Source organism: Paraburkholderia tuberum STM678, from assembly GCF_902833905.1.
Taxonomy (GTDB): Bacteria; Pseudomonadota; Gammaproteobacteria; order Burkholderiales; family Burkholderiaceae; genus Paraburkholderia; species Paraburkholderia tuberum.
Genome location: NZ_CADFGP010000004.1, coordinates 12,862 through 36,321, shown reverse-complemented (window position 1 = coordinate 36,321; position 23,460 = coordinate 12,862). Strand labels below are relative to the sequence as shown.

General features: G+C 63.6%; 22 protein-coding genes. 12 read left to right on the top strand and 10 right to left on the bottom strand.

Going from position 1 to position 23,460, the window contains the following annotated elements; all coding sequences use genetic code 11:
• Positions 1–71 precede the first annotated feature (71 nt).
• Complete coding sequence (locus HWY30_RS04165; RefSeq protein ID WP_090802355.1) at positions 72–1,586, top strand: sensor histidine kinase; 1,515 nt, start codon at positions 72–74, stop codon at positions 1,584–1,586.
• 83 nt (positions 1,587–1,669) lie between these two features.
• Here HWY30_RS04165 and HWY30_RS04160 read toward each other — a convergent pair whose 3' ends face one another.
• The 6 genes from HWY30_RS04160 to HWY30_RS04135 all read right to left on the bottom strand — a co-directional run bounded on the left by HWY30_RS04160 (position 1,670) and on the right by HWY30_RS04135 (position 8,110).
• Entirely contained in the window at positions 1,670–2,203 is a 534-nt protein-coding gene (locus HWY30_RS04160) for an SET domain-containing protein (RefSeq protein ID WP_090802353.1), read from the bottom strand.
• Between the two features lie 213 nt (positions 2,204–2,416).
• The gene (locus HWY30_RS04155) at positions 2,417–3,529 is read right to left on the bottom strand and encodes an NADH:flavin oxidoreductase/NADH oxidase (protein WP_090802351.1); all 1,113 of its coding nucleotides are present in this window, start codon (positions 3,527–3,529) and stop codon (positions 2,417–2,419) included.
• A gap of 109 nt (positions 3,530–3,638) precedes the next feature.
• Positions 3,639–4,352, bottom strand: a complete 714-nt coding sequence (locus HWY30_RS04150) for a glutamine amidotransferase (RefSeq protein ID WP_090802349.1) — start codon at positions 4,350–4,352, stop codon at positions 3,639–3,641.
• A 142-nt stretch (positions 4,353–4,494) separates the two neighbouring features.
• Entirely contained in the window at positions 4,495–5,133 is a 639-nt protein-coding gene (locus HWY30_RS04145) for a MarR family winged helix-turn-helix transcriptional regulator (RefSeq protein ID WP_090802348.1), read from the bottom strand.
• A 568-nt stretch (positions 5,134–5,701) separates the two neighbouring features.
• Entirely contained in the window at positions 5,702–6,817 is a 1,116-nt protein-coding gene (locus HWY30_RS04140; protein WP_090802346.1) for a YbdK family carboxylate-amine ligase, read from the bottom strand.
• A gap of 87 nt (positions 6,818–6,904) precedes the next feature.
• Positions 6,905–8,110: a cation:proton antiporter gene (locus HWY30_RS04135; RefSeq protein WP_090802344.1), complete on the bottom strand. Its 1,206-nt coding sequence runs from the start codon at positions 8,108–8,110 to the stop codon at positions 6,905–6,907.
• 233 nt (positions 8,111–8,343) lie between these two features.
• Here HWY30_RS04135 and HWY30_RS04130 point away from each other — a divergent pair, with 233 nt between their 5' ends.
• Positions 8,344–8,604, top strand: a complete 261-nt coding sequence (locus tag HWY30_RS04130; RefSeq protein ID WP_143037124.1) for a hypothetical protein — start codon at positions 8,344–8,346, stop codon at positions 8,602–8,604.
• 455 nt (positions 8,605–9,059) lie between these two features.
• On the opposite strand, the gene mnmC is transcribed toward HWY30_RS04130, so the two are convergent.
• Positions 9,060–11,027, bottom strand: coding sequence for a bifunctional tRNA (5-methylaminomethyl-2-thiouridine)(34)-methyltransferase MnmC2/FAD-dependent 5-carboxymethylaminomethyl-2-thiouridine(34) oxidoreductase MnmC1 (gene mnmC / locus HWY30_RS04125; RefSeq protein WP_090802343.1), 1,968 nt, complete (start codon positions 11,025–11,027; stop codon positions 9,060–9,062).
• Positions 11,028–11,257: 230 nt separating this feature from the next.
• On the opposite strand from mnmC, the gene HWY30_RS04120 reads away from it, so the two are divergent.
• Both HWY30_RS04120 and HWY30_RS04115 read left to right on the top strand, forming a co-directional pair.
• Complete coding sequence (locus tag HWY30_RS04120) at positions 11,258–11,455, top strand: hypothetical protein (protein WP_090802341.1); 198 nt, start codon at positions 11,258–11,260, stop codon at positions 11,453–11,455.
• 18 nt (positions 11,456–11,473) lie between these two features.
• Positions 11,474–11,752 (top strand): HU family DNA-binding protein, encoded by a 279-nt coding sequence (locus HWY30_RS04115; protein ID WP_018418891.1) that lies wholly within the window; start codon positions 11,474–11,476, stop codon positions 11,750–11,752.
• Between the two features lie 147 nt (positions 11,753–11,899).
• Here the strand turns inward: HWY30_RS04115 and HWY30_RS04110 are convergent, their stop codons facing one another.
• Together HWY30_RS04110 and HWY30_RS04105 are read right to left on the bottom strand one after the other, a co-directional pair.
• Entirely contained in the window at positions 11,900–13,198 is a 1,299-nt protein-coding gene (locus tag HWY30_RS04110; protein ID WP_090802340.1) for a GTP-binding protein, read from the bottom strand.
• Positions 13,199–13,343: 145 nt separating this feature from the next.
• Positions 13,344–13,787, bottom strand: a complete 444-nt coding sequence (locus HWY30_RS04105) for a lytic transglycosylase domain-containing protein (protein WP_090802338.1) — start codon at positions 13,785–13,787, stop codon at positions 13,344–13,346.
• A gap of 497 nt (positions 13,788–14,284) precedes the next feature.
• Here HWY30_RS04105 and gspD point away from each other — a divergent pair, with 497 nt between their 5' ends.
• The 3 genes from gspD to gspF are packed head-to-tail and all read left to right on the top strand — an operon-like array spanning position 14,285 to position 19,414.
• A complete protein-coding gene (gspD, locus tag HWY30_RS04100) occupies positions 14,285–16,675 on the top strand; it encodes a type II secretion system secretin GspD (protein WP_090802337.1) in 2,391 nt (796 codons plus the stop codon).
• Complete coding sequence (gene gspE, locus HWY30_RS04095) at positions 16,672–18,192, top strand: type II secretion system ATPase GspE (RefSeq protein WP_090802335.1); 1,521 nt, start codon at positions 16,672–16,674, stop codon at positions 18,190–18,192. Before gspD ends, gspE begins: the two co-directional genes overlap by 4 nt.
• A 4-nt stretch (positions 18,193–18,196) precedes the next feature.
• The gene (gene gspF, locus HWY30_RS04090; protein ID WP_090802334.1) at positions 18,197–19,414 is read left to right on the top strand and encodes a type II secretion system inner membrane protein GspF; all 1,218 of its coding nucleotides are present in this window, start codon (positions 18,197–18,199) and stop codon (positions 19,412–19,414) included.
• 76 nt (positions 19,415–19,490) lie between these two features.
• On the opposite strand, the gene HWY30_RS04085 is transcribed toward gspF, so the two are convergent.
• Positions 19,491–19,904, bottom strand: a complete 414-nt coding sequence (locus HWY30_RS04085) for a general secretion pathway protein GspC (protein ID WP_090802332.1) — start codon at positions 19,902–19,904, stop codon at positions 19,491–19,493.
• Positions 19,905–20,039: 135 nt separating this feature from the next.
• Here HWY30_RS04085 and gspG point away from each other — a divergent pair, with 135 nt between their 5' ends.
• The 5 genes from gspG to gspK all read left to right on the top strand — a co-directional run bounded on the left by gspG (position 20,040) and on the right by gspK (position 23,435).
• Complete coding sequence (gspG, locus tag HWY30_RS04080) at positions 20,040–20,504, top strand: type II secretion system major pseudopilin GspG (protein WP_090802331.1); 465 nt, start codon at positions 20,040–20,042, stop codon at positions 20,502–20,504.
• 189 nt (positions 20,505–20,693) lie between these two features.
• Positions 20,694–21,221 carry a GspH/FimT family pseudopilin gene (locus tag HWY30_RS04075; RefSeq protein ID WP_409259081.1) on the top strand — a complete coding sequence of 176 codons (528 nt, stop codon included), beginning with the start codon at positions 20,694–20,696 and terminating at the stop codon, positions 21,219–21,221.
• A gap of 52 nt (positions 21,222–21,273) precedes the next feature.
• The gene (gspI, locus tag HWY30_RS04070; RefSeq protein WP_090805517.1) at positions 21,274–21,666 is read left to right on the top strand and encodes a type II secretion system minor pseudopilin GspI; all 393 of its coding nucleotides are present in this window, start codon (positions 21,274–21,276) and stop codon (positions 21,664–21,666) included.
• Positions 21,644–22,318 (top strand): PulJ/GspJ family protein, encoded by a 675-nt coding sequence (locus tag HWY30_RS04065; RefSeq protein WP_090802328.1) that lies wholly within the window; start codon positions 21,644–21,646, stop codon positions 22,316–22,318. The genes gspI and HWY30_RS04065 overlap by 23 nt, the downstream gene beginning before the upstream one ends.
• Position 22,319: 1 nt before the next feature.
• Complete coding sequence (gene gspK / locus HWY30_RS04060) at positions 22,320–23,435, top strand: type II secretion system minor pseudopilin GspK (protein WP_090802326.1); 1,116 nt, start codon at positions 22,320–22,322, stop codon at positions 23,433–23,435.
• Positions 23,436–23,460 lie beyond the last annotated feature (25 nt).

The following is a 23,460-nucleotide window of genomic DNA, read 5'->3' as shown; positions in this document are numbered from 1 at the left end:
CGTCTCGAGGCGCCTCGCGCCATTACTACCGCAGTTGCCACCGCAGTCACAACTTTCCCGCGCGTTCGATCATGCACCAGCCGGCCGCCAATAGTCTGCGCCGCACGCTGCTGCGGCGCCTCGCTGCTCCCCTGTCGCTGCTCGCGCTGATGAGCGGCCTGATCGCTTACTGGCTCGCATGGCAGTACACGCAGCACGTGGTCGACCGTTCGCTCGCGGACCTCGCGACCGCGATCTCCAAACAGATTCAGATTGCCGGACCGGAAGCGCCGATCACGGTGCCGCCGCTCGCGCAGGCGATGTTCTCCGACCCGGTCGAACATCTGGTCTACCGGATCAGCACCGGCGACACCGAAATCGCCGGCGATCACAATCTGCCGCTGCAAGGGACCAACGTGCGCCGCATGCATTACGCGTACGTGTTCGAGACGCAGCACGAAGGCGTGACCGTGCGGGTCGCTCAGGTGCGCGTCGATCAGCCGAGCGGTAATCCGATCGTCGTCGAAGTCGGCCAGCCCGTGCATCACCGCTTCCGCATCGCCGCCGAGTTCCTCGTCGCGATCATGATGCCGTTATTGCTGCTGCTGCTAGCCGGCTGGGTGATCGTGTGGCGCGTCGTCAATCAGCAGCTCAATCCGCTGACGGCGCTCGCCGATTCGCTGAACCGGCAAACGCACACGTCGCTCGAGCCGGTCGACGAAACCTATGTGCCGGTCGAGATCCGTCCGCTGACGGGCGCGCTGAACGCGTTGCTCGATCGTCTGAAAGCCGCCCTCGATGCGCAACGTAAATTCATCGCCGATGCCGCGCATCAGTTGCGCACGCCGCTCACCGCAGTGAAGCTGCATGCGGAGCAGGCGGTCGTCGCACGCGATCCGCAGCAGACGCTCGCTGCCGTGCACGAACTGCGCGCCGCGGCCGATCGCGCCGTGCGGCTGTCGAATCAATTGCTGTCGCTCGCGCGCGCCGAGCCGGGCGAACAGGCGGCCCGCTTCGTCAATGTCGACATGGCCGCGCTCGCGTTCGACACCGGCGCCGAATGGGTGCCGCGCGCGCTACCGGTACACGTAGACCTCGGCTTCCAGCGCCTCGACGATCCGTCCAACGATGACCCGCTGATGGCGCGCGGCAACCCTGTGCTGCTCCATGAAGTGATCGCGAATCTGCTCGATAACGCGCTGAAGTATGTGCCGCCTTCGCGGGCCGACGGCGGGCGTATCACGGTCACAGTTTCGCAGACGCTGATCGACGATCTGCGCATGGCCGAGATCGTCGTCGAAGACAACGGGCCGGGCGTGCCGCGTTCGCAGCAGTCGGATCTGTTCAAGCGATTCTTCCGCGGCGACGGGCAGACCGAGGCGGGCGTCGACAGCGGCGCGGGTCTGGGCCTCGCGATCGTCCACGACATCATGGTGCTGCATCATGGCAGCGTGCATTACGAGGACGCACCGGAGGGCGGCGCTCGCTTTATCGTGAGGATTCCATTGCTGCCGCCCGGTGCGTCCGCAGGCGCTGCCACCGCCAACGATGCCAACGCACGGCGCGCCACGAAAAAACCGGCGCACTCGGCGCCGGTCGATTTGTAGAAGGTTTGCCCGGCTGCCGCGGCGGCGTTCGCCTCAGCGCTTCGATCAGCGCAGACAGCTACCGCCGCGCACCGACCCGCGGCTCATTTCTTCTTCGATTTCTTCGCCGATTTGCTCGACTTTTCGCCCTTGTCGGCGCCTTTACCCGACTTGCCGCCGCCCTTGCCCTTCTGCGGCGGTGCCAGCATCGTGCCGCGGCACTTGCGCGCGCCGCAGCGGCATTCGTATTCTTTTTTCAGCTTTTTCGTCTGACGCGCGTCGATCACGAGGCCGTAGTCGTAAAAGACTTCCTCGCCCTCCGCGATATCGCGCAGCGCATGCACGTACACGTGTCCGTCGATTTCCTCGGCTTCGCAGTTCGGCGCGCATGAATGATTGATCCAGCGCGCGCTATTGCCGTTCACCTTGCCGTCGATGACCTTGCCGTCATCCAGCGCGAAATAAAACGTGTGATTCGGTTCAGCCGGATTATGCGGATGGCGGCGCAACGCTTCTTTCCAGGTAATCCGCTCGCCCTTGTATTCGATCAGTCGCTCGCCGGCCGCGATCGGTTCGAGAGCAAACACGCCTTTGCCGTGCACACCCGAACGGCGCACGGCGATCCTGCGTGAATTCATTGAATGAATCCTTGTGAAGAACTGGGGAATCAAATCTGGCAATCGTCAGGCACGTCGTGCGCGCGGCTTTTTTCTGACGCGAATAGCAAACGCGGCGCCCTGAAAGCGCCGCGTCGACTTGCGACGCGCACCGCGCCACAACCGGCATCCTACACGTTGTCCACGGCTTCCTTCAACCGTCAGCCGATGCGTTCGTTCAAGGTGCGACGGGCGTCACCGTTGACCAAACGAAATGTCGCCGAACAGCGCTTTCTGCTCACGCGGTTGTGAACGCCAGTACTGCGGCGGCGCTTCGACGGTCGCACCGAGGTTAGCGGCGGCGTGCCACGGCCAGCGCGGGTTATAGAGCAGCGCGCGAGCCAGCGCGATCAGATCGGCATCGCCCGTTTCGATCAGCTGCTCGGCGTGCAGCGGATCAGTGATGAGTCCGACGCCGATCGTCGTCAGACCGGTTGCGTGCTTGACCGCCTTCGCGAACGGAATCTGATAGCCTGGCTCGAGCGGAATTCGCTGCAGCGGCGAGACACCGCCCGACGACACGTCGATCCAGTCGCAGCCGCGCTTTTCCAGCTCGTGTGCAAACGCGATCGTGTCTTCGAGCGTCCAGCCGCCTTCGACCCAGTCCGTCGCCGACACGCGCACGCCGACCGGTTTGTCGGCAGGAAATGCGGCACGCACGATGTCGAAGATTTCGAGCGGAAAACGCATGCGGTTTTCGACCGAGCCGCCGTAGTCGTCGGTGCGCTGATTGGCGATCGGCGACAGGAACTGATGCAGCAGATAGCCATGGGCGGCGTGCACTTCGAGCGCGTCGATGCCAAGACGCGCGGCACGCCGCGCGGACGCGGCGAAGGCCTCGCGAATCCGGTTCAGGCCGACGACATCGAGCGCGAGCGGCGGCTCCTCGCCCGGCTTGTGCGGCAGCGCCGACGGCGCATGCGGCAGCCACCCGCCTTGCGACACCGAAATCAGCTGGCCGCCTTCCCACGGCACGTGGCTCGATGCCTTGCGGCCCGCGTGCGCCAGTTGCATCGTCACGTTGACGTGCGAATGCTTGCGGATCGCGGCCAGCACCGGCACGAGCGCCTCTTCGGTCGCGTCGTCCCACAAGCCGAGATCGCCGGGGGTGATGCGCCCGTCCGGCTCGACGGCGGTTGCTTCGATGCACAGCATGCCCGCGCCGGACAGCGCGAGACCGCCGAGGTGAATCATGTGCCAGGCGGTCGCTTCGCCGCGTTCCGCGGAGTACTGGCACATTGGGGAGACGACGATCCGATTGGGAAGCGTCACGCTACGCAGCGTGAGCGGAGAGAAAAGCGCGCTCATGGATTACGCCCAGTGAAAGCCCGAGAGCGATCGAGGATAGCACCGCACGCGGTTTACTGCATGAACGTGGCACCTGGCTGGCCGCTTACGTCGCCATTCGGCTAGCCATTCAGACTTGCGTCTCGACGCGATCGAGCCATTCGCCGAACATGCGGCACGCGGCGGCTTCGAGCACGGGACCGTATCGGCCGGTGTCGGCGCGCAACTGACGCGCGTCGATGCCGTGGCCCGAGAGTTCGTTCGCATTCCCTATCAGCCAAGGTTCGAACCGATCGGTGCGGATCTCGGGATGACACTGCAAGCCCAGCACGTGATCGCCCCATGCGAAGGCCTGATTCTCGCAAGCCGGGGTCGATGCCAGACGGGTCGCGTTGGCCGGCAGATCGAAGGTGTCGCCGTGCCAATGCAGCATCGAGGTATGAGCGCCATCGAGATGACGCAGCGGCGAGGCGCGGCCGGCATCGGTCAGCTTGAGCGGCGTCCAGCCGAGTTCGGCCTGAGCCGCGGGGTAGACGCGCGCACCGAGCGCCCGCGCGATCAGTTGTGCGCCAAGGCAGATACCGAGTGTCGGCAAACCGGCCGCGATGCGTTTTTCGATCAACGACAGCAGCGGCGCGAGCGTGGGGTACAGCGCGTCGTCGGTAGCGCTGATGGGGCCGCCCAGCACGACCATCAGCGACGCGGCAACCGGATTGGGCGCCTCGATACGGGCAACGCCCACATCGAGATAACGGACCGGACGCCCGCGCTCGCCGAGCACGAGCTCGAGACTGCCCAGATCCTCGAAGTGCACATGGCGGATGGCGAGTACTTCCCGATTCATCGGCCTGCCCTATCTTCAGGTTGACTAACGACCTGCCGCCAACGACTTTATCCGTGCACGGCACCAGCCGGCAAGCAGGCGGCGCATACCGCCCGCCGTCGCCGGCCAGGCCATGTTAGCGGATTGCCCAGGAAGACGCCCGTTATTGGGCGAAGATCTTCCAGGTCTTCTTCTGGGTGGCGACGTCCGCCGTTTCATGCACGGAGCAGTCGAGACGCACATCGGTGTCCAACATGTTCAGGTCGAGCAGCGCGCAGTGATGCGGCGTCTTCTTCGGATTCTTGCTCGGCTGGAAATGCGTGCAGCTCAGGCACATACGATGCGACGGAATCGTGTTTTGCGCTTCGAGCTGATAGATGGTCTTGAGCAGCGTGCGATAGAACACGGACTGCTCGTCGTCGCGCAGCGTACCGACCGCCTTCGAGAGGAAGTCCGGCCATTGCGCGGCGCGTTTGGCAGCGGTGCGGCCACGCGAGGTCAGACGTACCGCGAGCGCGCGACCGTCGTCGAGTGCGCGACGCTTTTCGACGAGGCCCTTGGTCTCGAGCGTGCTGACCGCATCGCTGGTGGTCGCGGCAGTCAGCGCCGTTTCACGCGCGATTTCGCCGAGACGCATCGGCCCCTTACGTTGCATCAACAGCACGAGGATCTCGCCCTGGGTCGGCGTAAGGCCCGCACCTTCCGCCCATTCCCAAGCCTGGCTTCGCATCGCCGTGCTCAATCGCAAGAGGCTGTGGGTCACTCGCCCGGCTGCCTGTTCTCCGTATACGCCTTCGCTCATAATCTTCGATTCGTTTATTTACCGCTTTGGTGCAATGCCGGCGGCTGCCTGCCGGAGTACACCCGTTGCGTGTGTGGGGTAGCTTCGTCCAACCGCGGATGAAACCGTTTGTACTATCTCAAAAATACACCGTCTTGGAAGCCGAAGGCGGCGAAAAACGACATTCTATGCGACAGCGGCTAATCGTACAGCTAACTTATCCAACGCGAGCTGTGGATAAGCAGGGGAAAACGTTTGGACAGCCTGTGTACCGTTTTGCAACAAGCACTTGCAGCGTGTTGAACGTTTCCTCGGTTGCGCTTGCCAGGCGTGGCCGGAGCCCGTTTTACGAGCCCAGTTATCAGTTCCCCAGCGCATTGACTTTGCAGGAAATTATTCAGTTGTCCACAGCCTTTGGCAATGCCTGCTTACGACTACTACGCTGGTATACGTAAACTTTCGAAAAACCTGAAGGGCTGCGCGCGCGAAAAACATAAAAATTTTCTTACGAAAAAAACCCGCACGCGGCGGGTTTCGTCGGAACGTCGCGTAGCTGGCGCACGCAAACGGTTTCATGAAGTCTTCGCGACTAGGCGCGCCATTGCAGACATTGCTGGCGTACCGCTTCGTGCAAGGACTTTTCCTGCGCAAACACACTGCGCAGCCACGTCGCGTCGTTGACCTGACCGCGCGCGATCGCGCCGACTTCGGCCAGCGCATTCACCGAGCCGAGCGCTTCCGCATGCGGTCCGATCTGTTCGAGCGTTTCGAGAATATCTTCGGAAATCGTCTTGCGTTCACCGGTTTGCGGATTGATGCAGGTGCCACCGAGTCCGAACCGGCAGGCTTCGAAACGGTTGAACGTGTAGACCAGATAGTCGTCTTCCTGCGGCATGATCGGCTTATCGAGCAACAAATGACGCGCGAGCGTCTGGATGTAGCAGGCGATCGCCGCGGCGCGATCCACCGAAAACGGCGTATCCATCACGCGGACCTCAATCGTGCCGAAGCCCGGCTTCGGACGGATATCCCAGTAGAAGTCCTTCATGCTGTTGACCACGCCCGTGTGGACCATCTTCGAGAAATACTCCTCGAAGCTGTCCCACGTCAGCACGAACGGCGCGCGGCCCGACAGCGGAAACGCGAACACGGAATTCAGACGTGCCGAATGAAATCCGGTATCGACGCCCTGTACGAAAGGCGACGACGCGGACAACGCAATGAAATGCGGGATGAAGCGCGACATCGAATGCAGCAGATACAGCGCGCTGTTCGGATTCGGGCAACCGATGTGCACGTGCTGGCCGAACACGGTGAACTGCTTCGCAAGATAGCCGTATAGCTCGGAAATATACTGAAAGCGCGGCGTGTCGACGATCTGCCGCTCGCTCCATTGCTGGAAAGGATGGGTGCCGCCACCGCACAGACCGACGTTCAGATGATCGGCCGCGGAGACCAGCGTGTCGCGAATCTTGCGCAGATCGGTGACCGCCTGTTCGTGCGACGTGCAGATGCCGGTCGACAGCTCGATCATGCTTTCGGTGATTTCCGGCGTGATATTGCCGGGGATTTTTTCGTCCTTGATGAGGCGCAGCAGATCCGTGCCGGCTTTGGTCAGATCATAGTCGTGCGTATTGACGATCTGCATTTCGAGCTCGATACCGAACGTGAACGGTTTCGAGTCGATGAAGGGTTCGAGTGACATGGCGTCCCCTGAGTCAGGTCGTTTGAGGCGAAGGAATTGAAAGACGGGTTCGTGAAACGCGCATGGCAGCCCAGGCGTGTTTCACGCTTACCCCTCGCGCCGCTCGGCGACAAGCGCGAGGCTGCGATAGACGAGCCACGGCCCGAGAATCTGCAGCACGAAAATCGAACACATAGCGATTGCGCGCAGTTGCGGATCGAAGTTCGGATACAGGTTGTACGTGTCGTCGACGAGCAGATACGCGAGCGCCGACATCGGTGACAAGGACAGGCCGAGCGCGATGCCCTGCTTCAAGTTCAGGCCGCTCGGCTTCGCGAACGCCAGCACGCCGACCAGCTTCGCGACGAGGCGAGCAACGATCAGACCCAGCGCGGCGACTCCGCCCAACGCGATGTGCTTCCATTCGAACGACGTTAGCGTCAGCACGAACAGGATCACCGTCAGCAGCCAGCCCGCGGTGCCGAAATGCTCTGGCCACAACTGCGGACGCACTTCGTGATTCTTCACGATGATGCCCGCGGCGAGCAGCGCGAGAATCGTCGACAGCTTGAACAGATGCGCGATCGCGATCGCGAGCAGCACGAGACCGAACAGCGCCACGAACGAATGCTCGTCCTGCATGTTCAGGCGCCGATAGAAGAACGTGCAGGTGCGCGCGAGCAGATACGCGAGCACGAGCGAGCCGACCAGCAGGTACAACGGCTGCAGGATGGTCGCGAACACGTTGCCGTAAACCTCCTGATGCAGCCAGCTCGACACGAGCTTTTCGATCACGACCGCGTACATGCTGTTCAGCGCGGTCAAGGTCAGAAGACGCTGCGTGACCTGGCCTTCCGCGCGTAGTTCGGTTTTGAGCTGGATCACCATCGCGGGCGATGTCGCCATCGCGATCGCGGCGAGTACGGTCGCGACCATCAGCGGCACGTGCAGAAACAGCAACACGGGCAGCACCAGCACGAAAGTCAGCGTGGCTTCGGCGACGCTCGACAGAATCAGCCACGGATTGCGGCGGATCCAGCGCAGATCGAGCCGGCTGCCGAGTTCGAACAGCAACAGGCCGAGCGCGACGTCGAGCAGCGGCCGCGCGGCGCTCGCGGAATCCGCATCGATCACGCCGAAGCCTGCCGCGCCGGCCACGAGTCCGATCACCGCATAGCCGGAAATGCGCGGCAAACGCCACGCGCGATAGCAAAGCTCGCCGCACAGACCGGCGGCAAGCAATGCAAGACCCGCCCAAAAAATGGCGTCGGGCGAAAGCGGCCACGCTGGCAAAAACGAAAACGCCGAATTCATCGTAATGGGTTCTCCTTGGCAGCAACGGCAGACGACACGAACCGGCGCACACGCACGCCGTCACGAGCGCACGGGGAGCGCACGTTGTCGCAAGCGCTTCGCGAAATCAGCGTTGCGAGGTTTCAATGATCGGATGATCGGAATGCGCCACGGCCGCGAAGAACCGCACGGAGTCGGGCACATACACGGGATGCGGCAGTAGCAACAGGCATGCTGAAGGAACGCCGTCGACCTTGAATCAGATTCTGTTTGACCGGCACCGTTCCATTGCTGCGCGTGCCGTCAGTTGCTGTGGCACGACGCAGAAAAACGGGGATTGTGCCATAGCTTTTTCCGGGTTAACCGAAAAGACGTTAACTCGCAGGCAAAACGGTAAAAAAGAACGTTATTTTCCCAGTGAACGGAAAAAGCGACCTTTTTTCGAGGTATCGCATCAGTTTCGACCACGTCGCGAACGGCAAATCCGCTCCCGGGCGTTGCCGCTGCTTCGGTGATTCGATGCGCGGTTTTGTCGTTAACGCAGCGCGTCGAGCGATCCGTTTTACGCGAACTCGAACGAAATTCAGCTAGCCCGATAGGCGGGGCGTTAGCCCCCGTCCTTGCTGTTTACTGGTTTACCGTATGTATACGTAGTAACAGTTAACAAGCTGCCTCGGTTTCTGTGGATAACCTATGTTTACCGAAACAAATCATCGAGTTCCCGCCCGCATAACCGGATGCACAGCATGTGCGGCGGCTGCCGGTATACGCGAGCAACTTTTCGCACTTTTTCGCGATGTCCCAGTTACCCCGTTTACGTCCACAACGGTTCCACACGACTTGCGCCGGTTAACCGCGCCGTTATCCACAGGTCGCAGTGGATAAGCCGGAATCCTAGTTAACCTAGTTTACAGGGAGGGCGGAGTTAACGTGCCGGGCGCAGAGATAACTTCGCAATGGTCGAAGCCGGTTAACCGATCGTTCCCTGTCGCAAGGAGCGCAGCAGAAAACGCCCAGGGTCGATGTCTTCGGCGAGATCGCGTTCGAGCGGCCACGGCTCGCCTTCGATCTGCGACGCGATCAGTTCAGCGCCGAGCGCGGCCCACACCAGCCCGCGAGAACCATAAGCGAATGCGCCGTACAGACCGTCGAGACGCGGCAGATCGAGCGGCCATGCGCCGCGCAGGCGGGCAGCATCGCGGGCGGCAGCGGCTTCGTCGGCGAGCTGGCCGATCATCGGCATGCGATCCGAGGTCACGCAGCGAAACGCAACGCGTCCGGCGAGCGAGGTCAGCGGCGCGGCATCGAGTGCGCTTGCGAACGACGGCAACATCTGCGCGACGCGCTCGATATTCTCGCGATGACCGTCCGCGCGCAGCGACGTGTCGGGATCGTCGAGTTCATAGGTCGCGCCTGTCAGCGTGACATCGTTCGCGAGCGGCACGGCGTAGCCCTCGCCGATCACCGGCAGCGCAAGCGGCGCGACGGTACCCGCCGGCAGCAAGCTCAACTGACCACGAATGCTGCGTGTCGGCGCATGACGCAAGCCAGCGATGCGCGCAGCTTCATGCGCACCAGCGACGATCACGACCGGCGCTCGCGCGACTACCTTTCCCGCGATATCGAAGACGGTCCACTGATCGCCGGCACGTTCGAGCCGCGCGACGTCGAGACCGAAGCGTCGTTCGAGCAAGCCGCCTGCCGATGCGAATTGCGCCGCGCACAGCGAAGCCGGATCGATCCAGCCGCCGCGCGGAAAGAACCAGCCGCCACGCGCGAGCGGCACGCCGGCGAGTCGCTCGGCATCGGACGCGCACACCGGCGTCACGTAGTCGGACGGATAGCGGAACGCGCCGATGGCCTCGCCGATTGCGCGCGCCTCGTCGTCGTCCGCGGCGATCTGCAGCAGACCGCGATCGCCGCGCGCGAGCCGATGCCCTGCACTTTCGAGCGCGGCCCAACGATTGAGCGCGTACAGAAAGCCCGCCCGCGTGACGCGCGACGCGACGCTGTCATCGCGCGAAATCATTGGGTGGAATACGCCGGCTGGATTGCCAGACGCATCTTGTGCAACCGACGCATGCCGCTCGAGCGAAGTCACGCGCCAGCCGCGCGCCGCAAGCCGCTCGATCACCGCGCAGCCGGCCAGTCCCGCACCGATCACGACCGCGTGTCGTTCGTCGTGCCAGAACGGCGCGGGCGGCTCGTAACGGCGCACACGCCAGCGCGGCGCGAAGCGACCGACCAGCATCGCGCGTTTCCAGCCGAAGCCGTCGACCTTGCGATACTCGAAGCCGCATTGCGTCAATGCGCGTTTGACGTCGCCCGCGCTGCTATAGGTGGAGAAGGTCGCGTCATCGCCGGCGACGCGCGCAAGCGACTTGAAGATCGCCGGGCTCCACAGCTCTGGATTTTTCGCGGGCGCAAAGCCATCCAGATAGAACGCATCGGCACGCAGCCGCAATGTGGGCAGGCTGTCGAGCGCATCGGCGAAGATCAACGTCAGCACGACGCGGCCGCCTTCGAATTCGAGCCGGTGCGTGCCGGGCACGAGCATCGGCCAAGCGTTCGCGAGCGTGTTCGCGAGCCCGGCGATCAGCGGATCGGCGATCGTCGTTGCGTGAACGCGGCGCAGATCGGCGGCGCTAAACGGATGCTTTTCGGTCGACACGAAATGCAGCCGCTCGCAGCGAGCCGGATCGGCGCGCCATGCGGCCCACGTGACGAGAAAGTTGATGCCGATGCCAAAGCCGGTTTCGAGCACGGTGAACGTACGGCGGCTCTGCCATCTTTCGGGCAATTCGTTGCCGCGCAGAAAGACGTAGTGAGCCTGCTCGAGCGCGCCGACGGCGCTGTGATAGATGTCGTCGTAGTGTGGTGAAAAGGGGCTGCCGTTGTCGCGGAAAGCGAGGACGGCGGGGATCAGCGGATCGGTCATGCGCGGTGGGAAAACACGCTCAAAAGGTCGCTCGAAAGAGCGGGTTCGATGGTTCGAGCCGGCGCGCGCTGCGCGCGAGTCGCCGTAAAAGACCCATCAGGACGCATTTAGACGCTTTGCTGCGTTGGCAAAAACCAACGCTAACCCCCGCCAGGACTGGGTTTCAGCCCTCGTTTAAGGGGTGCTGAGGGGCAAAATTTCGATTTCCTTGCAAGAACGGCCCGAAAACCGTGCAATTCCTCGAAACCCTTATCCTGATTGGGTTTGCGCTGCGCTATCATAGCAAGCGCCGCGAAGGGAGCGGCAGCACGGCCGCCGAACAGGGTTTTGTCCGGCGCGGGAGATCGTCAGGATCAGGGCCGCAGCTGCTCGACGGCGCGGTGCGCGCACGTATAATCGGCGCGGTCGCGCTGTTCGTATCAACCTAAACTCAGAAAGGAACCTTAATGAACAAACAGGAACTGATCGACGCTGTCGCAGGACAGACGGGCGCCAGCAAGGCTCAAACCGGTGAAACGCTGGACACGTTGCTTGAAGTGATCAAGAAGTCTGTGTCGAAGGGTGAGGCGGTCCAGTTGATTGGCTTCGGTAGCTTTGGTTCGGGCAAGCGCGCAGCGCGTACGGGTCGTAATCCGAAGACCGGCGAAACTATCAAGATCCCGGCTGCCAAGACCGTCAAATTCACGGCAGGCAAGGCGTTCAAGGACTCGGTCAACAAGCGCTAGGCAGATTCCTGCCGGGCAGTTGACACCCGCGAGAAAAACCCGCCAGTGGCGGGTTTTTTTTCGTCCATGCATATGGTTCAAGCGCGGGACGTGCTTCGTTCAGTCATGACGATGCGCGTTCTCGCCGTGGTCATGTCCGCCATGTTCTCAGTCGTCGCCGTGCCCGTGATGATGATGGCCGCGATCATCATCATGATCGTGATCGTGGTCGTCGAACTCCCACGCCGGGAACGGATCAGGGAACTGCTGCCAGGCTTGCGGCCCGAGCGCGTATTCGTCGTCGGTGAGCAGACAGGCGTCGAACTTCGCGCGCCAGATGGCGGGGTCGATATCCACGCCGATCAGTACGAACTCCTGACGACGATCGCCGATGCTGGTATCGTCCGGCGCGCCGTACCAGTCGGCGGCGATTTCGGCGGCCAGCTCGTCGTCGCCTGCCGGCCATTCGCTGCGATCCTGCGCGGCCCACCACATGCCCGCCGGACCGTGCCGGCAAGCGCCACCGGCCTGCGATAGCGAACCGCCGATATCGTTGCGCGTCGCGAGCCAGAAGAATCCCTTGCTACGCAGTATGCCCTTCCACTCCCGATGCAGCAGCTCCCACAGCCGCTGCGGATGAAACGGCCGGCGTGCGCGATAGACGAAATGGCCGACGCCGTATTCGTCGGCTTCGCTGCGATGCATGTGGCCGTGTTGACCGCCGTGCTCGTGCTCGAGTGCCGCGAGCCAGCCCGGCGCATTCGACGCTTCGTCGAAATCGAAGCGTCCGGTGTTCACGATCTGCTCGAGCGGCACGTCGGCGAAGCGGCTCACGAGCTGCACCGCGCGCGGGTTCAGGCGTGCGAGGATGCGCTGCAAACGCGCGAGCTCGTCGGCGCTGACCAGATCGATCTTGTTCACGACGAGTACGTCACAAAACTCGATCTGCTCGATCAGCAATTCGACGATCGTACGGTCGTCGTCTTCGTCGACCGTGATGCCGCGTTCGGCGAGCGCGTCGGCCGACGCATAATCGCGCAGGAAGTTGAACGCATCGACGATCGTGACCATCGTATCGAGCCGCGCGACGTCGCCGAGCGACGCGCCTTCGTGGCCCTCGAATGTAATGGTTTCGGCACTCGACATCGGCTCGGCGATGCCGCTCGATTCGATCACGAGCGCGTCGAAGCGATTTTCGCCGGCGAGGCGACGGATTTCGTTTTGCAGCTCGTCGCGCAGCGTGCAGCAGATACAGCCGTTCTTGAGTTCAACGACCTGCTCGTCGACGCTCGACAGGTCGGCCGCGTGGCGCACAAGTGTCGGGTCGATATTGACCGCGGCGAGATCGTCGACGATCGCGGCGACGCGCAAACCGGCGCGATTCGCAAGGATGTGATTCAGGAGCGTGGTCTTGCCGGCGCCCAGAAAACCGGAGAGCACGGTGATGGGCAATAGCGGCTGGTTCATCGCGGTACGGAATACGGGAGGATTGAAAGGCGTGTCGGGAGCGGGGCCAAATGGTCGGCGTCGCTGCGACGGCGCGACAGCAGCATGAAGCCGCATTGTGCATTAAAACGGGCGCAGCCTGCGCAAGCGACAGCGCTGGACAAGCCTACTGCGCGGGCATCAACTTCCACCTGCGCAGAATCGCGGCGATCTGTTGCGAGTATTTGTCCCGCAACGCCGGCGTCTCAGAGTGGTATGCTCCGACCGCCTGCCAGGTATTGCCGTACTTGTTCATCTGGCGGCGCAGATGCCACGCCGCGATATAAACGTTCTTGCACGGCTCCATCAGCGTGCCCTGCGAGATCCCGTACTGGGCGAGCACCGGCAGATGCACCGAATTGATCTGCATCACACCGTAGTCGGTCGAGCCGTTCGCGTTCTTGTGCTGCGCATCCGGCCGGTTGTGCGACTCCTGCCACGCGATAGCCCGTAAAATCAATGGGTTGACCTTCTGATACTTCGCCGCTTCGTCGAAGCAGTCGGCGCGCGCGGAGCCGGCTGCGACGAGCAACGCGAGCGTGGCGGCAACGGTGACGAGCGGACTTTTCATCGGTCAACAGGACTGGATAAACCCGAGGTAAGAATCGGTAAGGCAGTTTGCCGGCCGTATTTCGGCCGCAACGGCAAGCTGGCCGGGCATTTGTCGAGCATCGGGGAAAACCCGCGTCAGCAAACACATAGCAGTGAGTCGAACGGCTCGTATCATACCGGCAGTCCGACCTTCGTCAAGTTGGCTAACCGACATAAGACCGTACAAAGCCGGGTAATGGCGTCCAGGTACGGTGCTGGTTAGCTTTCAATTTAGTAACCAGCCTGCGATTCCGTAAGGATTCGCATGAGGCCCCTTGTTTTGTTTCAAATCCGACATGAAAAGCTGTTACTGTTCGTTTTTTTCGGGCGTCGGGACGCTGGAGCTCCAAGCGAAACTCGCTTTTGGGGCCGGCTCACAGACCGACCGGGCGGTAGCTTGCTGCCAGGTCCGCATCGCTTGACCGTCGGTGGCAGAGGCTGCCGGCATCGATATCACATTCCATGAGAAGAAATTGTATGGCTTTGCGTCGCGTGGCAACGGCGCTGCTGGTGGCTGGACTGATCACCGCGCAGACAGCACAGGCAGAGGTGACACTCAACTTCGTCAACGCCGACATCGACCAGGTCGCCAAGGCGATCGGCGCGGCGACCGGCAAGACGATCATCGTCGATCCGCGGGTGAAGGGGCAACTGAACCTCGTGTCCGAAAACGCGGTACCCGAGGATCAGGCGCTCAAAACCCTGGAGTCCGCGCTGCGCATGCAGGGCTTCGCGCTCGTGCAGGATCACGGCGTGCTGAAAGTGGTGCCCGAGGCCGACGCCAAGCTGCAAGGCGTGCCGACCTACGTCGGCAACGCACCGACGGCGCGCGGCGACCAGGTCGTCACGCAGGTCTTCACGCTGAGGAACGAATCGGCCAACAACCTGCTGCCGGTACTGCGTCCGCTGATTTCGCCGAACAACACCGTCGCGGCCTACCCCGCCAACAATACGATCGTCGTCACCGACTACGCCGACAACGTGCGGCGCATCGCGCAGATCATCGCGGGCATCGATAACGCGGCAGGCCAGTCGGTGGCGGTCGTGCCGCTGAAGAATGCGAATGCGATCGACATCGCGCAGCAGATGAACAAGATGCTCGATCCGGGCTCGATAGGCAGTACGGACGCGACGCTGAAGGTGTCGATCGCGTCGGATCCGCGCACCAACTCGCTACTGATGCGCGCGTCGAACACCGCACGTCTCGCGGCGGCAAAGGAGCTCGCGAAACAGCTCGACGTGCCGACCACGATGCCGGGCAACATGCACGTCGTGCCGCTGCGCAACGCGGACGCGACGAAGCTCGCGCGCACGCTGCGCAACATGCTCGGCAAGGGCGGCGGCGAAGGCTCGTCGGGCGGCTCGAACGAGGCGAACTCGTTCAACCAGAACAGCAGTGGTGGTGGCGGCGGCGGTCTGTCGAACGCCAGCAATTCGACGGGCACGTCGGGCACGCCACCGTTGCCGTCAGGCGGACTCGGCGGCAGCTCGATGAACTCGCCGATGGGCGGCGGCGCCTCGGGCTCGAATAGTAATAGTGGCGGCTTTCTCGGCGGAGAAAAGGAGAAGAGCGAAGACCAGGGCGGCGGCATGATCACGGCCGATCCCGCAACCAACTCGCTGATCATCACGGCGCCCGATGCGACGTACCGCAACTTGCGCGCGGTGATCGACCAGCTCGATGCACGTCGCGCGCAGGTGTATATCGAGGCGCTGATCGTCGAGCTGAACTCGAATACGAGCGGCAACCTCGGGATTCAGTGGCAGGTCGCGAACGGTAACTTGTATGCCGGTACCAACCTGTCGACTGGCTCGGGCAACAGCATCATCAACCTGACGGCGGCCGCGGCCGCTGCCGGCTCGACCGGCGGTCTCGCTACGGCACTGGGCGCCCAGAACTTGCAACAGGGCCTGAACGTTGGCTGGATCCACAACATTTTCGGCGTGCAGGGTCTCGGCGCGCTGCTGCAGGCGCTGTCGCAGACCGCCGACGCGAACGTGCTGTCCACGCCGAACCTGATCACGCTCGACAACGAAGAAGCGAAGATTATCGTCGGTACCAACGTGCCGATCCAGACCGGTTCGTACTCGAACCTGACGAGCGGCACGACGAGCGCGGCGTTCAACACGTTCGACCGTGTCGACGTCGGTCTGACGCTGCACGTGAAGCCGCAGATTACCGACGGCGGCATCCTGAAGCTGCAGCTCTACACGGAAGATTCGGCGATCGTGAACGGTACGAACAACGCGGCGACGAACCCGGCGGGCCCGGAATTCACGAAGCGTTCGATCCAGTCGACCGTGCTGTGCGATAACGGCGAGATCATCGTGCTCGGCGGCCTGATGCAGGACAACTACCAGGTCAGCAACAGCAAGGTGCCACTGCTCGGCGACATTCCGTGGCTGGGCCAGCTGTTCCGCTCCGAGCAAAAGACGCGCGACAAGACTAACCTGATGGTATTCCTGCGCCCGGTCATTCTCGCCGATCGCGACACCACCCAGGCCGTCACGGCGAACCGCTACGACTACATCCAGGGCGTGCAGGGTGCGTACCGTTCGGACAACAACATCATGAAGGATCGCGACGATCCGGTCGTGCCGCCGATGCCGCTCGGCCCGAGCCAGGGCGGTGTGCCGGCGCTGAACCTGTTCGATCTGAACCAGATGCGCCGCAAGCAGATGATGCCGCAGCAGGCACCGCAACAGGTGCCTCAACAGGTACCGCCGCGGGCCGTGCCGCAAGCCAACGCGCAGCCCACGACGCAACCTGTGCCGCAATCGATGCCGCAAACCGTGCCGCAACCGGCGGTCGTCGATCCGGCCAGCGGAGTGGTGCCGAGTACGGTATCGCCGGGAGCGCGTCCGTGACGCAGACGTCCGCGCAAACCGCGCCATCGCAAGGTCGGTTGAACGGCGACGCCGCCGGCGAGCGCGCGGCGCCCTCGCCGCTCGCCGCCCGGCTCGTGCCGTACGGTTTCGCGCGCAGCGGCCAGATCCTGGTCGCGCATCAGTATGCCGATAGCCTCGAAGTCTGGATCAGCGAGCGCACGAGCGAAGCCGCGCTTGCCGAAATCGCGCGCAACTACGGCACGGTATCGGTGGTGCGCGTGCCCGCCGACGATCTCGCGCAGGCGATCAACCAGGCCTATGCGCGCCAGGACGGCAGCGCCGCGCAGGTGGTCGGTGAAGTGGAAGGCGAAGTCGATCTGTCGCGTCTGATGCAGGACATTCCCGAGGTCGAGGATTTGCTCGAATCGGAAGACGACGCGCCGATCATCCGCATGATCAACGCGCTGCTCACGCAAGCGGCGCGCGAACAAGCGTCGGATATTCATATCGAGCCGTTCGAGAATGCGTCCGTGGTGCGCTTTCGCGTCGACGGCACGCTGCGCGACGTGGTGCGGCCGAAAAAAGCGCTGCACGGCGCGCTGATCTCGCGGATCAAGATCATGGCGCAGCTCGACATCGCGGAGAAACGTCTGCCGCAGGACGGCCGCATTACGCTGCGCGTCGGCGGTCGTCCGGTCGACGTGCGCGTATCGACGCTGCCCACCGGCCACGGCGAGCGCGCGGTGCTGCGGCTGCTTGAAAAAGACGCGGCGCGACTGAATCTCGAAGCGCTGGGCATGGCATCCGACACGCTCGGTAAGTTCGACAAGCTGATCGGCAAGCCGCACGGCATCGTGCTCGTGACGGGCCCGACCGGCTCCGGCAAGACCACGACGCTGTATGCGTCGATGTCGCGACTGGAGACGGCGACCACCAACATCATGACGGTGGAAGACCCGATCGAATACGACCTGTCCGGCATCGGCCAGACCCAGGTCAACGAGCGGATCGGCATGAGCTTTGCGCGCGCGTTGCGCTCGATTCTGCGTCAGGATCCGGACATCATCATGATCGGTGAAATCCGCGACCTCGAAACCGCGCAGATCGCGGTGCAGGCGTCGCTGACCGGCCACCTGGTGCTCGCGACGCTGCACACGAACGACGCGGCATCCGCGGTCACGCGTCTGACCGACATGGGCGTCGAGCCGTATCTGCTCGCTTCGTCGCTGCTCGGCGTGCTCGCGCAGCGGCTCGTGCGGCGGCTGTGCCCGGTGTGTCGCGAAGAGCGCACGGAAGAGGACGGCAGCAAGCGCTGGCATCCGGTCGGCTGCGACCGTTGTGGCCAATCCGGTTACGCGGGACGGCGCGGCGTCTACGAGCTGCTGCTGATCGATGAGACGATCCGTGCGCTGATCCACCGCAACGCGGCGGACGCCGAAATTCTCGAAGCGGGCCGCGCGCACGGCATGCGCACGCTGCGCGAGGATTCGGAGCGCTGGCTCGCATCGGGACTGACGTCGCTCGAAGAAGTGATTCGCGTGACGGGCGGAGCATAAGCGCATGCCGGCATTCCGTTTCGAAGCGATCGACGCGGCGGGCAAGGCACAAAAAGGCGTGCTCGACGCCGACAGTGCGCGCGGCGCGCGCACCAACCTGCGCTCGCAGGGACTCACTCCGCTCGTCGTCGAACCGGCGGCCTCGCGCACCCGCGGCGAGCGCAATCAGCGGCTTGCGCTCGGGCGTCGTCTGTCGCAGCGCGAGCAGGCCATTCTGACGCGGCAGCTCGCGAGTCTGCTGATCGCGGGTCTGCCGCTCGACGAAGCGCTCGCCGTGCTCACCGAGCAGTCGGAGCGCGACTACATCCGCGAGCTGATGGCGGCGATTCGCGCCGAAGTGCTCGGCGGTCATTCGCTCGCGAATGCGCTGCAGCAGCATCCGAAGGACTTCCCCGAGATCTACCGGGCGCTCGTCGCGGCCGGCGAACACACGGGCAAGCTCGGCCTGGTGCTGTCGCGGCTCGCCGACTACATCGAGCAGCGCAATGCACTGAAGCAGAAGATCGTGTTGGCGTTCACGTATCCGACGATCGTCACGATCATCGCGTTCGGCATCGTCACGTTCCTGCTCAGCTATGTGGTGCCGCAGGTCGTCAACGTGTTCGCGAGCACCAAGCAGCAACTGCCGTTTCTGACGATCGTGATGATGGCGCTGTCCGGCTTCGTGCGGCACTGGTGGTGGGCGATGCTGATCGGCGCGATCGTGGTCGTCTATCTGGTGCGCGCGACCCTCAGGCAACCGGGCCCACGGCTCGCCTTCGACCGCTGGCTGCTGACCGCGCCGCTGATCGGCAAGCTCGTGCGCGGCTATAACACGGTCCGCTTCGCCAGCACGCTCGGCATTCTGACCGCGGCGGGCGTGCCGATTCTGCGCGCGCTGCAAGCCGCGGCCGAAACGCTCAGCAACAATGCGATGCGCGAGAACATCGACGACGCGATCGTGCGAGTGCGCGAAGGTACGTCGCTGTCGCGCGCGCTCGGCAACACGAAGACGTTTCCGCCGGTGCTCGTGCACCTGATCCGCTCGGGCGAAGCGACCGGCGACGTGACGACGATGCTCGATCGCGCGGCCGATGGCGAAGCGGGCGAGCTGGAGCGTCGCACGATGTTCCTGACGAGCCTGCTGGAGCCGCTGCTGATCCTGGCGATGGGGGGCGTGGTGCTGGTGATCGTGCTCGCGGTGATGCTGCCGATCATCGAACTGAACAACCTCGTGCAGTAGTAGTCGTCGTCGCGCGAGGAAGGAAGAGAAAGGATTTGCGCGGCATGCGGTATCAGCCGCGCAACCGCTTCGGGTTTCAGCGCACGTAAATGCTGGGACCGCTGGAGTAGGCGGGGAGGAAGATTTCCGAGTGGGCGCCATTGCGGTCGATGATGATCGACCGGGCGCGGACTTCGGAGAGCCTGGTGCCTTGCATCAGCGCGCTGCCGAGCGACACCGCGCGCGGCGGCTCGCCACCGACGCTGACGATCGCCGCGGCGCCTTCGCTCAACGCGAGGATGCCGAAGAGATGGATGTCCTGATTGACGTTGCGCGTGAGCTGTCCGCCGAACAGCGTCGCGGCCTGATCGGTCGAGACCTGCGCATGCGCCGCCGCAGCCGGCAACGGCGCGCCGGCCATCGTGATGAGCGTGATGACCCAGTAGGTCAGCGTCGCGCAGAAAGCGGCGAACAGCGCGAGCGACAGGAGGCGGATTTGGATGGCGTTCATGCGCACATTGTACGGACTATTGTGAAAATTGCGGTGGGTTGAAGCCCTTCAACTGCATGACATTAAAATGACGGCCCGGCGTGTTCAATCTGATAGGCCGGGCCGAAAATTTCACCTGAAAAGAGGTAGCAACCTATGCAACTGTCGACCATTCGCCGCGCTGACAACGCGGGTTCGCGCGGCCGTCGTCAACGCGGTTTCACGCTGATCGAAATCATGGTCGTGATCGCCATTCTCGGCATTCTCGCCGCGCTGATCGTGCCGAAGATCATGAGCCGTCCGGACGAAGCGCGGCGCGTTGCCGCGAAGCAGGACATCGGCACCGTGATGCAGGCGTTGAAGCTCTATCGCCTCGACAACGGCCGCTATCCGACCCAGGAGCAAGGCCTGCACGCACTGATCGAAAAGCCGGCCACCGACCCGGTGCCGAACAACTGGAAGGAAGGCGGCTATCTCGAGCGTCTGCCGAACGATCCGTGGGGCAATGCGTACCAGTACCTGAATCCCGGCGTGCACGGCGAGGTCGATGTGTTCAGCTACGGCGCCGATGGCAAACCGGGCGGCGAAGGCAACGACGCCGACGTCGGGTCCTGGCAATGAACAGGCTGAACCTGGCATCCCGGCAGACTCGATGATGTTCATGCACGCGCCCTCCTTGCCACCGGTTCGGCCGCTTGTTTCGCCAGGCGCCCTGCCCGCCACGCCGTTATGTTCGCGGCGCGTGCAAGCGTGCGTGCTTCACCGATGCATTGCTGTATGAATTTCCGTTGATCGTCGATGGCCGGCACTATGCGCACGTCCGCTTGCAAGTCCCGTGTGGACACTCCGTGTACCGCTTCGCGGCCGCGCTCCCGCCTGCGCCGCCGCCGCGCGGCAGGCTTCACGCTGCTCGAAATGATGGTCGTGCTCGTGATCGCGGGCCTGCTCGTGTCGCTGACCGCGGTCACGATGACCCGCAATCCGCGCACCGATCTGAACGAGGAAGCGCAGCGTCTCGCGCTGCTGTTCGAATCGGCTGGCGATGAAGCGCAGGTGCGCGCGCGGCCGATCGCGTGGCAGCCGTTCGAGGGCGGCTTCCGTTTCGATCAACGCACCCAGGACGGCTGGCGTCCGCTGCGCGACGATCTGCTCGGACCGCGTCAGTGGGAAGGCGGCGTGACCAGTGTCGCGATCAGTTACCCGGGCTCGGATTCGCACGCCGATCGCATCGTGTTCGGTACCGAGGCGATCGACGTGCCGGTGCAGGTCACGCTGTTTTCGGCGGCCGGCCAGGCGACGATCGTCGGTACCGGCAATGGCCGCTACGAGGTGCGCTGAGATGCGGATGCTTCGCTATGGCAGGTCGGTCCGTGCCCCTTCCCTCTTCATGATGCGCGATGTCGGGTGCCGCGAGGAGCGTGGCTTCACGATGATCGAGGTGCTGGTCGCGCTCGCCATCATCGCGGTCGCGCTTGCCGCGTCGCTGCGCGCGGTCGGCAGTCTCGCGAGCGGCGAAGCCGAGCTGCACCGGCGTCTGCTCGCCGGCTGGAGCGCGGACAACGCGCTCGCGGACCTTCATCTGAAGCATGCATGGCCCAACATCGGCTCAACGAGCTTCGATTGCTCGCAAGGCAATCTGCAACTGCGCTGTACCGAGCATGTGACGGCGACGCCGAATCCGGTGTTTCGCCGTGTCGAAGTGATGGTGACGATGCCTGGGCAGTCCGGCAATCTCGCGCAGATGGTCACGGTGGTCGCGAATGAAAACAACCGCTCGCTGTGAGCGCCGCCGCCGTTATGGCGCGCGCGGCTTCACGCTGATCGAACTGCTGGTCGCGATCGCGATCCTCGCGGTGATCGCCGTGCTGTCATGGCGCGGGCTCGATCAGATCATCCGCGGCCGCACGACGATCACGAACGCGATGGAAGACGAACGGGTGTTCGCGCAGCTGTTCGACCAGATGCGTATCGACGCACGCCAGGCCGCCAGCGACGACGAATCGGGCCAGGCCGCGGTCTCGGTGTCCGGCAACGCGCTGCAGATCGTGCGGCACATGGTGCTGCCGGCCACCGCGCCGCGTCTGCAGGTGGTGCGCTATCAGATCTCGAACGGCCGCGTGGTGCGCTACGCGTCGCCGCCGCTCGGCAACGTCGGCGAATTGCGGCGCGCGTTGCACGGCAGCGACGAAGGCTGGAGCGCGGTGCCGCTGATGGGTGGCGTGGGCTCGATCTCGGCGCGCATGTACGTGCCGAAGCTCGGCTGGACCATACGGATGAACGACGTACAGACCGCGATGACCGAAGCCGTCAACAACCTGAAGGTGCCGCAGCTCGGCAACGCGCCGATGCCACGCTCGGTGACGGGGCTCGAGGTCAGCATCGGCGCAACATCGCTCGCGCGGCCGGTCACGCGCGTTTTTCTGGTCGGAGAATGACATGACGTTCTCCTCGTCGTCGTCGAAAAAGTCGGCATCCGGTTCGCGCGTGGCCGGCGCGCGCGAGCGCGGTGTGGCCATCATCAGCGCGCTGCTCGTCGTCGCGCTGTCGGCGATCCTCGTGTCCGGCATGTTGTGGCGCCAACAGGTGCAAATCCGGCGCATCGAGAATCAGCGGCTGTTGTCGCAGGCGCAATGGGTCGCGCGCGGCGCGCTCGACTGGACCCGGCTGATTCTGCGCTCCGAAGGCGATACGTCGGCTGGCATCACGTATCTGGGCGGCGTGTGGGGCGTGCCGATCGCGAAAACCCGGCTGTCGGATTTTCTCGGCCAGATTGGCGAGGTACGCGCTGAGCAAGGCGCGGCCACCTACCTGTCAGGCTCGATCGAGGACGCGCAGTCCCGATTCAATCTGCGCAATCTGGTCGCAAGTCCGGCGCCCGGCGTGACGCAAATCAGCGCCGAGCAGATGGCCGCGTATCAGCGCCTGCTGGTGTCGCTCGGCCTGAGCGGGCAGCTCGCCAAAGTGACCGCGCTGCACGTGCGCGCGGGGCTGTCGCAATCGGCGACGCGCTTTCAGACCGGCACGTCGATCAGCAGCACGCCGCAGGTGGGCGGCGGCGGCGGTATGACGGGCGGCAACTTCACGAACCAGCCCGGCATCGAGGACGGTGACGACAACGTGGCGGTCGCGCCGCTGCTGATGACGAGCGTCGATTCGCTGCTCGACATCCCGGGCTACACGCCGGAGATCGTCGCGAAGCTGCGGCCGTTCGTCACCGTGCTGCCTACGACCACCGCGATCAACATGAACACCGCGTCGGCCGAAGTGATCGCGGCGATGGTGCCGGGCATGACCGTGTCGCAGGCGCAAGCACTCGTCGCGCGGCGCCAGACCGTGTTTTTCCGCAACGTCGGCGACGTGCAGCTCGCGCTGACCGCCGCCGGTGTGCAATCGGTGTCGATCGATCCGAATCAGTTCGACGTCAATTCGAGCTACTTTTTAGTCCACGGCAGTGTGCAGCACGAGCGCGCCGAAGTGGATCGCACGACGCTCGTCTATCGCGATCCATTGACTCACACCACGCGTATCGTGCGGGTACAAGACCAACTGTGAACAACGCAATCCATAGAGAGAGTGG

Coding starts and splice junctions, on each gene's coding strand:
- HWY30_RS04115 (WP_018418891.1), top strand. CDS start 11,474: ATGAACAAACAGGAACTGATCGACGCTGTCGCAGGACAGACGGGCGCC.
- gspI (WP_090805517.1), top strand. CDS start 21,274: ATGCGCGATGTCGGGTGCCGCGAGGAGCGTGGCTTCACGATGATCGAG.
- HWY30_RS04085 (WP_090802332.1), bottom strand. CDS start 19,904: ATGAACGCCATCCAAATCCGCCTCCTGTCGCTCGCGCTGTTCGCCGCT.
- HWY30_RS04150 (WP_090802349.1), bottom strand. CDS start 4,352: ATGAATCGGGAAGTACTCGCCATCCGCCATGTGCACTTCGAGGATCTG.
- gspG (WP_090802331.1), top strand. CDS start 20,040: ATGCAACTGTCGACCATTCGCCGCGCTGACAACGCGGGTTCGCGCGGC.
- HWY30_RS04140 (WP_090802346.1), bottom strand. CDS start 6,817: ATGTCACTCGAACCCTTCATCGACTCGAAACCGTTCACGTTCGGTATC.
- gspD (WP_090802337.1), top strand. CDS start 14,285: ATGGCTTTGCGTCGCGTGGCAACGGCGCTGCTGGTGGCTGGACTGATC.
- HWY30_RS04075 (WP_409259081.1), top strand. CDS start 20,694: ATGCGCACGTCCGCTTGCAAGTCCCGTGTGGACACTCCGTGTACCGCT.
- HWY30_RS04155 (WP_090802351.1), bottom strand. CDS start 3,529: ATGAGCGCGCTTTTCTCTCCGCTCACGCTGCGTAGCGTGACGCTTCCC.
- gspF (WP_090802334.1), top strand. CDS start 18,197: ATGCCGGCATTCCGTTTCGAAGCGATCGACGCGGCGGGCAAGGCACAA.
- HWY30_RS04065 (WP_090802328.1), top strand. CDS start 21,644: ATGAAAACAACCGCTCGCTGTGAGCGCCGCCGCCGTTATGGCGCGCGC.
- mnmC (WP_090802343.1), bottom strand. CDS start 11,027: ATGACCGATCCGCTGATCCCCGCCGTCCTCGCTTTCCGCGACAACGGC.
- HWY30_RS04105 (WP_090802338.1), bottom strand. CDS start 13,787: ATGAAAAGTCCGCTCGTCACCGTTGCCGCCACGCTCGCGTTGCTCGTC.
- HWY30_RS04160 (WP_090802353.1), bottom strand. CDS start 2,203: ATGAATTCACGCAGGATCGCCGTGCGCCGTTCGGGTGTGCACGGCAAA.
- HWY30_RS04110 (WP_090802340.1), bottom strand. CDS start 13,198: ATGAACCAGCCGCTATTGCCCATCACCGTGCTCTCCGGTTTTCTGGGC.
- HWY30_RS04145 (WP_090802348.1), bottom strand. CDS start 5,133: ATGAGCGAAGGCGTATACGGAGAACAGGCAGCCGGGCGAGTGACCCAC.
- HWY30_RS04165 (WP_090802355.1), top strand. CDS start 72: ATGCACCAGCCGGCCGCCAATAGTCTGCGCCGCACGCTGCTGCGGCGC.
- gspK (WP_090802326.1), top strand. CDS start 22,320: ATGACGTTCTCCTCGTCGTCGTCGAAAAAGTCGGCATCCGGTTCGCGC.
- HWY30_RS04135 (WP_090802344.1), bottom strand. CDS start 8,110: ATGAATTCGGCGTTTTCGTTTTTGCCAGCGTGGCCGCTTTCGCCCGAC.